The sequence below is a fragment of the Variovorax sp. 278MFTsu5.1 genome (assembly GCF_048305045.1).
Lineage (GTDB): Bacteria > Pseudomonadota > Gammaproteobacteria > Burkholderiales > Burkholderiaceae_C > Variovorax > Variovorax guangxiensis.
The window spans coordinates 298,888-311,644 of record NZ_CP157622.1 but is presented as its reverse complement, the minus strand read 5'-3'; the positions used below and the strand labels follow the sequence as shown (position 1 = coordinate 311,644).

At 67.2% G+C, this 12,757-nt stretch carries 12 protein-coding genes; 3 read left to right on the top strand and 9 right to left on the bottom strand.

Annotation, left to right across the window (positions count from 1 at the left end; genetic code table 11):
• Positions 1-33: 33 nt before the first annotated feature.
• The 9 genes from pncA to ABL844_RS01335 form a co-directional block, all read right to left on the bottom strand.
• Positions 34-759, bottom strand: coding sequence for a bifunctional nicotinamidase/pyrazinamidase (pncA, locus tag ABL844_RS01375; protein WP_418130263.1), 726 nt, complete (start codon positions 757-759; stop codon positions 34-36).
• Between the two features lie 163 nt (positions 760-922).
• Positions 923-1,657, bottom strand: a complete 735-nt coding sequence (locus ABL844_RS01370; RefSeq protein ID WP_418123758.1) for an ABC transporter ATP-binding protein — start codon at positions 1,655-1,657, stop codon at positions 923-925.
• Positions 1,654-2,454 carry an ABC transporter ATP-binding protein gene (locus ABL844_RS01365; RefSeq protein ID WP_126022497.1) on the bottom strand — a complete coding sequence of 267 codons (801 nt, stop codon included), beginning with the start codon at positions 2,452-2,454 and terminating at the stop codon, positions 1,654-1,656. The genes ABL844_RS01370 and ABL844_RS01365 overlap by 4 nt, the downstream gene beginning before the upstream one ends.
• Positions 2,451-4,391, bottom strand: a complete 1,941-nt coding sequence (locus ABL844_RS01360; protein ID WP_126022498.1) for an ABC transporter permease — start codon at positions 4,389-4,391, stop codon at positions 2,451-2,453. The genes ABL844_RS01365 and ABL844_RS01360 overlap by 4 nt, the downstream gene beginning before the upstream one ends.
• A 145-nt stretch (positions 4,392-4,536) precedes the next feature.
• Positions 4,537-5,742 (bottom strand): ABC transporter substrate-binding protein, encoded by a 1,206-nt coding sequence (locus ABL844_RS01355; RefSeq protein WP_418130262.1) that lies wholly within the window; start codon positions 5,740-5,742, stop codon positions 4,537-4,539.
• Positions 5,743-5,816: 74 nt separating this feature from the next.
• Positions 5,817-6,401 carry an amino acid synthesis family protein gene (locus ABL844_RS01350; RefSeq protein ID WP_126022500.1) on the bottom strand — a complete coding sequence of 195 codons (585 nt, stop codon included), beginning with the start codon at positions 6,399-6,401 and terminating at the stop codon, positions 5,817-5,819.
• 44 nt (positions 6,402-6,445) lie between these two features.
• Positions 6,446-7,087: an amino acid synthesis family protein gene (locus ABL844_RS01345; protein ID WP_126022501.1), complete on the bottom strand. Its 642-nt coding sequence runs from the start codon at positions 7,085-7,087 to the stop codon at positions 6,446-6,448.
• A gap of 21 nt (positions 7,088-7,108) precedes the next feature.
• Positions 7,109-8,026 carry a UPF0280 family protein gene (locus ABL844_RS01340; RefSeq protein WP_126022502.1) on the bottom strand — a complete coding sequence of 306 codons (918 nt, stop codon included), beginning with the start codon at positions 8,024-8,026 and terminating at the stop codon, positions 7,109-7,111.
• 2 nt (positions 8,027-8,028) lie between these two features.
• A complete protein-coding gene (locus ABL844_RS01335) occupies positions 8,029-9,642 on the bottom strand; it encodes a 6-hydroxynicotinate reductase (protein ID WP_418130261.1) in 1,614 nt (537 codons plus the stop codon).
• Positions 9,643-9,965: 323 nt separating this feature from the next.
• Between ABL844_RS01335 and ABL844_RS01330 the strand changes: the two genes are divergently transcribed.
• The 3 genes from ABL844_RS01330 to ABL844_RS01320 all read left to right on the top strand — a co-directional run bounded on the left by ABL844_RS01330 (position 9,966) and on the right by ABL844_RS01320 (position 12,746).
• Entirely contained in the window at positions 9,966-10,739 is a 774-nt protein-coding gene (locus tag ABL844_RS01330) for a ferredoxin--NADP reductase (protein WP_184640497.1), read from the top strand.
• 106 nt (positions 10,740-10,845) lie between these two features.
• Positions 10,846-11,592 (top strand): TetR family transcriptional regulator, encoded by a 747-nt coding sequence (locus tag ABL844_RS01325; RefSeq protein ID WP_126022505.1) that lies wholly within the window; start codon positions 10,846-10,848, stop codon positions 11,590-11,592.
• Positions 11,547-12,746: an amidohydrolase family protein gene (locus tag ABL844_RS01320; RefSeq protein WP_418130260.1), complete on the top strand. Its 1,200-nt coding sequence runs from the start codon at positions 11,547-11,549 to the stop codon at positions 12,744-12,746. The genes ABL844_RS01325 and ABL844_RS01320 overlap by 46 nt, the downstream gene beginning before the upstream one ends.
• Positions 12,747-12,757 lie beyond the last annotated feature (11 nt).

Genomic DNA, 12,757 nt, shown 5'->3' with positions numbered 1-12,757 from the left:
CCGTTCTTGTCGTTCTTCTTCACGGCGGCGCGCTCAGGCGGTCTGGATGTCGGCCGACTGGATGCGCTTGACGCCCTTGGCCGTCATCTGCTTCCAGGCCGCCGCCAGCGAGCCGTTGAGGTCGATGCCGCGCGTGGCGTCCTCGATCACGTAGGCCTCGAAGCCGGCCTTGCGCGCGTCCATCGCGGTCCAGGCCACGCAGAAGTCGGTGGCCAGGCCGGTGACGAACACGGTCTTGATGCCGCGCGCCTTCAGGTAGCCGGCGAGGCCCGTGGCCGTCTTGTGGTCGGCCTCCTCGAAGGCCGAGTAGCTGTCCATGTCCTTGTGGAAGCCCTTGCGGATGACGAGCTGCGCGGTGGGCACCTTCAGGTCCTTGCCGAGCGCGGCGTCGTCGGTGCCCTGCACGCAGTGGTCGGGCCACAGCACCTGCGTGCCGTAGCTGAGCTTGGTGGTCTCGAAGGGCTTCTTGCCGCTGTAGGTGCTGGCGAAAGATGCGTGGCCCGCCGTGTGCCAGTCCTGCGTGACCACGATGTTCTCGAACGCCGGCGCGAGCGCATTGATCACCGGGATGACTTCGTTGCCGCCCTTCACCGCGAGCGTGCCGCCGTCGAGAAAGCAGTTCTGCACGTCGACCACGATCAGCGCCGCCTTGGCGCCGGGCTTGATCTTGCCGACCGCGAAGGCGTTGAAGCCGAGACTGCCGAGGCCGCTGGCCAGCCCGAGGCCGGCGGCGGATTTCACGAGGGTTCTGCGATGCATGGCGTGGACTCCTGGTAGGACTGGAAGGGGGAACTTGAATCAGGACAAGAGAAACTTTCCAGGAACACCACGGCACCGGCTTTGCCGGGCCGTCGGTGTTGCCCCCTGCAAGGGGGTTGGCGAAGCGACACGAAGTGCGCGAAGACTGGGGGTGTGCTTCATGCTAGACACTCAGATAGGCGCGGCGGACTTCGTCGTTGGCCGCAAGCTCGGCCATGGTGGCGTGATAGCGGATCTGCCCCTTCTCGAGCACATAGGCGCGGTCGGACACCAGTTCGGCGAAGTGCATGTTCTGCTCCGACAGCAGGATGCTCACGCCCTGCGCCTTGAGCTCCAGGATCATGTTGGCCATCTGCTCGACGATCACCGGCGCCACACCTTCGGAAGGCTCGTCGAGCAGCACGAGGTACGGGTTGCCCATCAGCGTGCGCGCCACGGTCAGCATCTGCTGCTCGCCGCCGCTCATGCGGCCGCCCGGGCGGTTGGGCATCTCGCCGAGGTTGGGGAAGAGCTTGAACAGGCGCTCTGGCGTCCACAGCGGCGCGTCGCTGCCGTCGGCCCAGCGGCGCGCGGCCTGCCGGCCGACCTCGAGGTTCTCCATCACCGTGAGATCGGTGAACACGCGCCGGTCTTCGGGCACGAAGCCCAGGCCCAGGCGCGCCGCATGGTGCGGCTCGCTCTTGGAGATGTCGTGGCCCAGGAAGCGCACCGCGCCGCGGCGCTTGGTGAGCATGCCGATCAGCGCCTTGAGCGTGGTCGACTTGCCCGCGCCGTTGCGGCCCATGAGCGCCACCACCTCGCCGCGGCGGACTTCGAGATCGACGTCGTAGAGGATCTGCGCGGCGCCGTACCAGGCGCACAGTGCCTTGGCCTGCAGGAGAGGTTCATGCGTGCTCATACTGCTTCTCCAATGGCTGCGGCCTTCTCGGCGATCTTCTTCTCGAATGTCTTGCCGGTGCCGAAGTACACCTCCTGCACCTTGGGATGGTCGCGGATCTCCAGCGGCTTGCCCTGGGCGATGAGGCGCCCGCGCGCCAGCACGATCATGCGGTCGGCGTACGCGAACACCACGTCCATGCTGTGCTCGGTGAAGAGCACGGCCATGCCGCGCTGGATGACGAGTTCCTTGGTCAGCGCCATGAGGGAGTTGCGCTCCTTGGGCGCCATGCCGGCGGTGGGCTCGTCCATCAGCAGCAGCTTGGGCGAGTTGGCCATTGCGATGGCGAGCTCGACGCGCTTCACGTCGCCGTATGCCAGCACGCTGCAGGGCCGGTCGGCCTGCGACTTCATGCCGACCTGGTCGAGCAGCGCCAGCGCTTCCTCGCGCTTGTGGTCGGCGGCACGGCGCCATGTGGAAAAGAGCTTGCGGTCGTGCGACAGCAGCGCCATCTGCACGTTCTCGACCACGGTGAGCGAGGCGAAGGTCTCGGCGATCTGGAAGGTGCGGCCCACGCCCATGCGCCAGATCTCGCGCGGCTTGCGGCCCACGAGTTCCTGGCCGTCGAGCGTGATGGAGCCCTGGTCTGCCTTCAGCTGGCCGTTGACCATGTTGAAGGTGGTCGACTTGCCGGCGCCGTTGGGCCCGATGAGCGCGAGCAGCTCGCCGGGCGGCAGCTCGAAGCTGATGCCGTCCACGGCCTTCACGCCGCCGAAGGACTTGCCGAGGTTCTCGACCTTGAGGAGCGTGTTGCTCATGCCTTCACCTCCTCGAGCTTGGCCTTGGCTTCGGTCTTTTCGGCTTCACCTTCCTTCGGCGCGCGCCAGCGGTCCGCAAGCTGCTTGATGGAGCCCGCGATGCCCTGCGGGAACAGCAGCACCAGGATCAGGATGATGGCGCCGAGCATCGCGCGCCAGTAGTCTGTGTTGCGCGCCACGGTGTCGTGCAGCCAGGTGAAGGTGACGGCACCGACCACCGGGCCCGCGAGCGTCTGGATGCCGCCGAGCAGCACCATCACGAGGCCGTCGACCGACTTGCCCACCGACAGCGTCTCCGGTGAGATGCTGCCCTTGGAGAAGGCGAAGAGCGCACCCGCCAGGCCCGCCACGGTGCCAGCGATGATGAACGCCACCCACTGCATGCGCTTGACGTCGATGCCGATGGCGTCGGCGCGCAGCACCGAGTCGCGGCCCGCGCGCATCGCGTAGCCGAATGGCGAGAACAGCACGCGCCGCAGCCACCACACGCCGAGGCCCACGAGCACCAGTGTGAGCCAGTAGTAGGCCTGCTTGTCGGAAAGCCACTCGGAAGGCCACACGCCGGTCAGGCCGTTGCTGCCGCCGGTGAAGCTGTCCCACTGATAGGTAATGGCCCAGGTGATCTGCGCGAAGGCGAGCGTGAGCATCGCCAGGTACACACCCGACAGCCGCACCGCGAACCAGCCGTAGACGAAGGCGCCGAGCGCCGCCACCAGCGGCGCGACGATCAGCGCGAGTTCCATCGGCAGGTGCAGCGCGCGCACCAGCAGCGCCGCACCGTAGGCGCCGAGGCCGAAGTACGCCGCATGGCCGAAGGAATGCATGCCGGCCGGCCCCATGATGAAGTGCAGGCTGGTGGCGAAGAGGGCCGCGATCATCAGGTCGATCATCAGCACCGTGGTGTAGGGCGAGTTCACCGTCAGGAACGGCAGCACCGCCAGCACCAGCGCGAACACGGCGGCCGCCACCACATAGGCCCTGCCCGGGCGGCGCAGCGGCTCTTCCTGCATGCCCACGTAGCGGCTGGGTGCCTGCGGACGGCCGAACAGGCCCCAGGGGCGCCACACCAGCACGATGGCCATCACGAGGAAATCGACCATCAGCGTGAGCTTGGAGAACGAGACGTCAATGCCGAAGATCTGCACCACGCCGAGCCAGATGCACACCGCCTTGATCTCGGCGATGAGCAGCGCGGCCATGTAGGCGCCGGGCAGCGAGCCCATGCCGCCGACCACCACGACCACGAAGGCGGCGCCGATGGTGTTCAGGTCCATCTCCAGCGTGGCGGGTTCGCGCGGCAGCTGCAGCGCGCCGCCGAGGCCCGCGAGCAGCGCGCCGAGCGCGAACACTGCCGTGAAGAGCCAGGCCTGGTTGACGCCCAGCGCACTGACCATCTCGCGGTCCTGCGTGGCGGCGCGCACCAGCGTGCCGAAGCGCGTGCGGGTGAGCAGCAGCCACACGAGGCCCAGCACCACCGGGCCGATGACGATCAGGAACAGGTCATAGGAAGGAAACTGCCGCCCGAGGATCTCGACCGAGCCCTTGAGGCCGGGCGCGCGCGGACCGAGCAGTTCGTCGGGGCCCCAGAGCCACAGCACCGCGTCCTTGATGACGAGCACCAGCGCGAACGTGGCCAGCAGTTGGAACAGCTCCGGCGCCTTGTAGATGCGGCGCAGCAGCAGCACCTCGATCAGCGCACCGAGCACGCCGACCGCCAGCGCGGCGATCAGCAGCGCAGGCCAGAAGCCCAGGCTCGAGCCCAGCTTGTCGACGAGCGTGTACGCGAGATAGATGCCCACCATGAAGAACGAACCATGGGCGAAGTTGACGATGCGCGTCACGCCGAAGATCAACGAGAGACCGGCCGCCACGAAGAAGAGCGAGGACGCGCCGGCCAAACCGTTGAGCAACTGAACAACAAAACCTGAAAAACTCATCAAGGATCCTTTGCTCGCCCCCAGGCTTGCCCACTTCGTGTGGCCGCCCCCCTACCGGGGGCAATACCGGCGGCCCGGCGAAGCCGGTTCCGCGGTATTCCTGGAATGGTCCGCTTTGGTATAGGTGTCAGGGGTTGGCTTGCGCTCAGTCTGCCGGGCGCATCTTCTTCACTTCGTCGTCCGACGGCTGGAACTTCGCGCCGTCGAGGTAGACGTAGTCGACCATCACGCCCTTGCCGCCGTCGTTCTTGGTCTTGCCAACGTAGGCGCCCATGGTGGACTGGTTGTCCTGCGCGCGGTAGCTGATCTTGCCGAAGGGCGTGTCGACCTGCAGGCCCTTGAAGGCTGCCACGAGCTTCTCGGTGTCGGTGCCGCCGGCCTTCTTGATGCCGGCCGCGATCGAGTGGATGGCGCTGTAGCCGACCACCGAGCCCAGTCGCGGATAGTCCTTGAACTTGGCCTGGTAGGCATCGAGGAAGGCCTTGTGCTCGGGCGTCTTCACGCCGTTCCACGGGTAGCCGGTGACGATCCAGCCGTTGGGCGCTTCATCCTTCAGCGGGTCGAGGTACTCCGGCTCGCCGGTCAGCACGCTCACCACCTCGCGGTCCTTGAAGAGGCCGCGCGTGTTGCCTTCGCGCACGAACTTGGAGAGGTCGGCGCCGAAGAGCACGTTGAAGATGGCGTCGGGCTTGGCATCGGCCAGGGCCTGCACCACGCTGCCCGAGTCGACCTTGCCCAGCGGTGGCGCCTGCTCGGCGACGAACTCGACGTCGGGCTGCGCGGCCTTCAGCAGCGTCTTGAAGGTGGCGACCGACGACTGGCCGTATTCGTAGTTGGGGTACACGAGCGCCCAGCGCTTCTTCTTGAGCTTGGCGGCCTCGGGCACCAGCATCGCGACCTGCATGTAGGTCGAGGGACGCAGGCGGTAGGTGTACTTGTTGCCGTTGCTCCAGACGATCTTGTCGGTGAGCGGCTCGGCGGCGAGATAGAAGAACTTCTTCTGCTTCGCGAAGTCGGTCAGCGCCAGACCGGTGTTCGACAGGAAGGCGCCGGCCAGCACGTCGATCTTCTCGCGCGAGATGAGCTCCTCGGCCACGCGCACGGCGTCGCCGGGGTTGGCGTTGTCGTCGCGGCTAATGAGCTCGATCTTCTTGCCATTGATGCCGCCCTTGGCGTTGATCTCGTCGACCGCGAGCTCCATGCCCTTCTTGTAGGGCTCGAGGAAGGCGGGCTGCGCCTTGTAGCTGTTGATTTCGCCGATCTTGATCACGCCCTGCGCGTGCGCGGGAACGAGGGCCGAAGCCAGCGTGACGACGGAAGCGGCGCAGAAAACATGGCGCAATGGGTTCATCGAGAAGCTCCTAGGGGTTAAGGCAGAAAGAATTCGAGTTGTGCGGACGCGGGGGCTGTGCGGTGCGTCTGTTTTCAGCGCAGGCCGTCTTCGCCCTTGATTTCAGAAACCTGCAGGCCGCCGATGCGCGGCAGCGGACGGCCGCTGTCGGTGACGGCCACGGCCACCACGATCTCGTTGGCGCGCGGTGCGTCGCTCACGCGGGCTTCCACCGCGTCGAAGTGGCTGCGCACGAAGGCGGCGTCCTTGTGGCCCAGCGGCACGTCGATGGCGGTGCCCAGCGTGCCCTGCTTCTTGGCCGATGGCACGAGCGCGGCGCCCTTCTCCACTGCAACGCGCAGCGGCGCGCCCAGCTTGGGATGCAGGATGGCGGCGGCATGCTCGAGCTCGCCGCGCTCGCCGACGATGGCGGCCTTGCCGTAGCTCTGCGCCTGGCCGGGCTCGATGCCCAGCGCCTTCACGGCCTTCTGGCCCAGCAGCGCGCCGAGTTCCTCGCCGATGGCGATGAGCTCGTCGAGGTTCTCGCTGTAGCGGCCCGCGTAAGGGTTCTCGATGACGGCGATGGCGACGGCGCGGCGCGTGGGCGGCGTGATGTCCTTGCCCATTTCCTTGCGGGTTTCATCGACCTGGACGACGAGCTTGCGGATGTTGGCGGTCATGTTCTGTGTGTTCCTTGTCTTGTCTCTGTGCGGGTCTTCGCGGGTCAGCGCAGGCCGTCCCACTTGCTGATGTCTTTCGCGAGCAGCCCGCCCACGCGGGCATGGATGCGATAGCCCGTGCTCATCGCGAGGATGAAGACGATCTCGTCGGCCGCAGGCGCGCCGGGCACGCGCACCTCGATGGCGTCGAACTGGCCGCGCACGTAGCTGGCGTTGATGTTGGTCAGCGGCACGTCGAGCGTGGCGCCGGGCGGGCCGACCTTCTTGGTCGAAGGCACGATCGAGAGCGCGTTGCCGGGCTGGCCGGTTTTTTCCTCGGCCTTGCCAGCGGTGTAGGCGGCGCGGCTGCCCTTCCAGCCGAGCAGTTCCCGCATCGCGTAGCCGCCGGGCACGTGCCACAGCGCGCCATGCTCCAGTTCGCCATCGGCGCCGACGATGGCGCCCTTGCCGTAGGTGGCGATCTGCTCGAGCGGCACGTCCATGGCGGCATGCAGCCGGTGCGCCATGTCGACGCCCACCGGGTCGAGCAGCGCCATCATCGGCAGGATGTCGGGCTCGTAGCGGCCCGCGAACGGATTGGTCAGCACCGCGCCGATGGCACCACGCACCAGCGGGGTGTCGGCGCGCGGTCCGAACTCGTGGTGGATGTGCTCGACCTGGGTGAAGACGCGGCGGATTTCGATCATGAAAAAGAACCTTGCTTTTCGTTAAGCAAATACTGAACCAACGGATTTCGGCGACTCTGCATCGAGCGCCTTTGAGCATAAGGGTTCGACAAGTCTCCACTGCCCCTGGCAAACGAGTAGAGCGGCCCATACGAGCCCTCCTTTTTGCAGGACCTTGGCGCATATCGCGCCCGTATCGAGTGCGCTGCGCACCTGCGCGGGGGCCAGCGCGGGCACGTCGACGGTGACGAGGGTGTCGCCGAGGTCGCTGTCGTCCTTGCACTCGCTCGCCGGGCGGCGCGCGATGGCCTCGTCGTCCACGTCGACGGCGTTGGCGATCACTGTCGCGGCGGCATCGGCCTGCGCTGCGGTGGCGGCCAGCACCGTCACGCTGTCGGCGATACCCAGCGAGAAACTGCGCCCGCGCCAGCCGCTGGTGGCGACGCCGCGCACGGGCTGGTCGGCGCGCAGCTCGAACTGGCCGTCGGTGGTGAGGACGCCGCCTTCGCCGGCCAGATGGCCGCGCAGGTCGAAGCGCGCGATGTCGGCGAACACGCCCACGCGCGCGGACTGCCCCGGCGCGAGGTGCAGCGCGATGTCACCGCCGTTGTTGATCCACGCGCGCTCCACGCCGGGGCGCTCGTAGAACGCGATGAGTTCCTGCGCAACCGAGCCGGCCACCGCCGCCATCGGTGTGATGAACATCGGCGAAAAAGCGGCGCAGGCATCCCACATGCGGCGTGCCACCACGTTGCGCGGGCGCATCTTGTCCACGACGGGCAGGCGCAGCAGCGGCAGCTCACGCACGAGCTCGTCGAGCACGTGGACGAAGCGCGCCCACGCCGCGTCGTGCGCGGCGGCCACGGCGTACGGGTCGCCATGCGCCTCGGCCACGATATCGATCGGGCCGTGGTTGAAATGCCAGCGGCTCTTGTCGAGCGCTGTGCGTTGGGCGGACATGATCAGCCCAGCATCGGGGCGTGGCCCAGGGGCCACGGGTTGGCGTCGTCCACCGCGAGCCATTGGCGCGCGAGCGGTGCGCCGTCTTCCTGCCATGCACCGCGAGCGAGCGCCTGCTCGAGCGGGAAGATGTGTTCGACGTGGCCGCCGAGCGCCTCGTAGTCGTCGCGCCGCATGCTGAATTCGATGGGCGCGACGATGGCCGGCGTGGGCACGGTGCCGAAGCTGTTGTCGGGCATGCGCATGACGTCGGCCATCACCGTGATGCCGCCGCCGGGCCACACATAGGCCGGCGCGCCGCCGCAGGTGACGTTGACCAGCGCGCGCTTGATGGCGCGCGTGAGCAGCACAGGGTTCTCGGTGACGCCCGCGCGCAGGCTTCCGCCCGCACCGCCGAGGAACAGCACCGTGCACAGCGACGGTTCGCAGTTCTCGCCGATGCGGTCGACGATGCGCTTCACTTCGGGCGGCATCGGCTGCTCGACGGGCTTGAGCGCGTCGTCGAGCACGTACCACTGCGCGTGCTCGCCGGTGGTCGATGTCATGAGCAGGCGCAGGCCGGGGCGGGCGACGCCCTCTTCCCAGCCCTCGATGATCGCGAGCGGATCGGCGATGTCGGTGCCGCCCCAGCCGTTGCCCGGGTTCGCCACCTGGAAGTAGCGCCCCGGCGTGGACTTGCGCCCCAGCATCTGGATGCCCGAGGGCGCCATGTCGAGGCAGCGTCCGGCCTGGTGCTCGGTGAGCACGCCGGTGATGTGGTCGTCGACCACGACCACCTCGTCGGCCACGCCGGCGAACTGGCGCGCGAAGATGCCGACCGCGGCCGAGCCGCAGCCCACGCGCATGCGCTGCTCTTCCACGCCGTTGACGATGGGCGCCTTGCCGGCCTGGATGACGAGGGTGGAGCCGCCGTCGATGGTGCACTCCACCGCCTTCTTGTTGCCCAGCAGCTGCATCAGCTCGGCCGTCATGCGGCCTTCCTTCTTGCTGCCGCCGGTGAGGTGGTGCACGCCACCGAGCGAGAGCATCTGCGAGCCGTATTCGGCCGTGGTCACGTGGCCCACGACCTCGCCGCGGTAGCGCACGTTGGCCTGCTCGGGGCCGAGGAAGCGATCGGTGTCGATCTTCACCTTGAAGCTGCAGTAGCTGAAGATGCCTTCGGTGACGACGGTGACCATGTCCACGCCCTGGGCCCTGGAGGCCACGATGAAGGGGGCGGGCTTGTAGTCGGGATAGGTGGTGGAGGAGCCCACGCCGGTGACGAAGACTTCGTCGGCGTGCAGCAGGTCGCCGTTCCAGTCGGGGCTGGCAGGGGCCTCTTCGGCGCCGGGCCGGTTGAAGGGCACCAGCGCGGGCTTCTCGCTCTCGACCGTGCGGCGCAGCAGCACCACGGGATCGACGCGCACCAGCACGCCCTCCTTGTTGGCGTAGCGGTCGCAGGCGCCGGTGCGGCCGTCGGAGATCTGGCAGAGCACCGGGCAGGCGTTGCACTCGACCTTGGCCGTGCTCATGCGCTCGTTGCGCAGCGGCGCCTTGCCGAAGGCGCTGCTGCCGGCTTCGGCCACCACGGGCATGTCCATGCCGGGGAGGCCATCTGTCTTGGTGTGTTCTGTCATCAGGGCGATCTCGTGGGCGTTCGGTGGTGAGCGAAAGGCAAATCCAGGCTGCCGGGGTTTGCAACAAACGTGCCGTCCGCCCGCTTGTGCATCGACTTCCGTTTGTGTAGCATTCCCTACACTTTCATGTTGCATTCACTACATCAAAGGTCAATGTAGCAAACGGGCCCGATGCTTGCAATGGTGTTTTCTCGCGGTGTTCATCGGGGTTTCTCCGACCAACGACAATGGAGGGTTCGGAGCCGGCCGGCGGCTTGCGCCCCAAAGGCGTGCACGCAGGCTCAGCCAACCTCCCCTGTTACCAACCAACTCTTGAGTTCCGTATGAGTGCATTCAGCGAAGAACGCGTCCTGAGCGTCCACCACTGGACCGATCGCCTGTTCACCTTCACCACCACGCGCGACCCGGCGCTTCGCTTCTCCAACGGTCATTTCACGATGATCGGCCTGAAGGTCAACAACAAGCCCCTGCTGCGCGCGTACAGCATCGTGAGCCCGAACTACGAGGAGCATCTCGAGTTCCTGAGCATCAAGGTGGAAGACGGCCCGCTGACCTCGCGCCTGCAGCACATCCAGGTGGGCGACACCATCATCGTGGGCCGCAAGCCCACCGGCACGCTGCTGATCGACTACACGCTGCCTGCCAAGCGCCTGTACCTCTTCGGCACCGGCACCGGCCTCGCACCGTTCATGAGCATCATCCGCGACCCGGACACCTACGAGAAGTTCGAGCAGGTCATCCTGGTGCATGGCGTGCGCCAGGTCGACGAACTGGCCTACCACGACCTCGTGACCGACCACCTGCCCAAGCACGAGTTCCTGGGCGAGATGATCGAGAAGCAGCTGCTGTACTACCCCACGGTCACGCGCGAGGAGTTCCGCAACCAGGGCCGCATCACCGACCTGATCGAGAGCAACAAGCTCACCGACGACCTCGGCCTGCCGCCGCTGAACGTCGAGGAAGACCGCGTCATGCTGTGCGGCAGCCCCGGCCTGCTGGTGGACCTGAAGCACATCCTGGAGGCTCGCGGCTTCAAGGAAGGCAACACGTCGACCCCCGGCGACTACGTCGTCGAGCGCGCCTTCGCAGAGAAATGAAAGCCCCCCGGCTTTTCCCTCGTGTAACTCCACCCCCCATGGGGGAGGCGCGGTCCGCCTTGGGGCGGCCCGGCGGCGACCGCCTCGCCCTTCATTCCGGCCGCTGATGGAACGCAAGGCAGTCACCAAGCCGCAGCGCCGCACGGGCGTGCGCGAGGCGGCTGCCCAGGCCACGCGCGACAGCATCCTGAAGGCCGCGACCAAGGTCTTCGCCAGGTACGGCTACGACGGCGGCAGCGTGGAGAAGATCTCCAAGGCCGCGAAGTCGTACGACCGGATGATCTACTACTACTTCGGCAGCAAGGAAGGCCTCTTCATCGCAGTGCTCGAAGGCATCTACCAGCGCATGGACGACGCCGAGGCCGCCATCGCGCTCGACGCCTCGCGGCCGGTGGACGCGCTCACCGAAGTCATCCGCTTCGTGCTGGGCTATTACCGCAAGAATCCCGAGTTCGTCACGCTGCTGAACACCGAGAACCTGCACAAGGGCCGGCACATTTCGAAGTCGCTGCGCGCACGCGAATACTCGTCGCGCGCGGTGGCGATCATCGAGGAGATCCTGGCGAGCGGCGCCGCGCAGGGCCTGTTCCGCAAGGACCTGGTGGCGCGCGACATCTACCTGCTGATTGCCTCCACCGGCTACTTCTACACCTCCAACCGGCACACGCTCACCGCCTTCCTCGGCGAGCCGCTGGAGTCGCCCGAGGCGATCGCGCACTGGGAAGACTTCGTGATCGAGACCGTGCTGCGTACCGTGCGCGCGGACGAAGTGCAAGACAACACCCCACCCCACGAGGAAAACACGAAATGGCAGAAATCGCAGCCGGCGGCAAGTCGGGCAAGGTCGTCATAAGGAACATCGGGCTGCTGCTCTCGGGCGACATCGACAAGCCCATTCTCGATGCCGACACCATCGTCGTGAACGACGGCCTGATCGTCGCGATCGGCAAGGAAAAGGACTGCGACCTCGAAGGCGCCGTCACCGTCATCGACGCGAAGAAGACCTGCGTGGCGCCCGGCCTGATCGACAGCCACGTGCACCCGGTGTTCGGCGACTGGACCCCGCGCCAGGGCCAGCTCGGCTGGATCGACTCCACCATGCACGGCGGCGTGACCACCATGATTTCCGCCGGCGAGGTGCACCTGCCCGGCCGCCCCAAGGACATCGTGGGCCTGAAGGCCCTGGCCATCACCGCGCAGCGCGCCTTCGACAACTTCCGCCCCGGCGGCGTGAAGGTGCTGGCAGGCGCGCCCGTCATCGAGAAGGGCATGGTCGAGAGCGACTTCAAGGAACTCGCCGAGGCCGGCGTGGGCCTGCTCGGCGAAGTGGGCCTGGGCTCGGTCAAGGCCGGCTACGAGGCCAAGGAGATGGTGGCCTGGGCGCGCAAGTACGGCATCCAGAGCACGATCCACACGGGGGGCCCGTCCATTCCCGGCTCGGGGCTGATCGACAAGGACGTGGTGCTCGAGGCCGACGCCGACGTCATCGGCCACATCAACGGCGGCCACACCTCGCTGCCCGAGGCGCACGTGTGCGAGCTCTGCGAGAAGAGCTCGCGCGCCATCGAGATCGTGCACAACGGCAACGAGAAGGTCGCCATCGCGGCGGCGAAGGCCGCGCTGGAACTCAAGTGCCCGCACCGCGTGATCCTCGGCACCGACGGCCCGGCAGGCTCGGGCGTGCAGCCGCTGGGCATCCTGCGCATGGTGGCGATGCTGTCGTCCATCGCGAACATCCCGGCCGAGCTGGTGTTCTGCTTCGCGACCGGCAACACCGCGAAGATCCGCAAGCTCAACTGCGGCCTCGTCGAGGTGGGCCGTGCCGCCGACTTCGTCTTCATGGACCGCGCGCAGCACTCGCCCGCGCCGGGGCTGCTCGAGAGCGTGCAGCTGGGCGACATCCCGGGCGTGGGCATGGTGATGATCGACGGCATCGTGCGCTGCGGCCGCAGCCGCAACACGCCGCCGGCGACGGAGATTCCGGTCGTCGTCTCGGGCGTGCACTGAGCGCGCCGCAC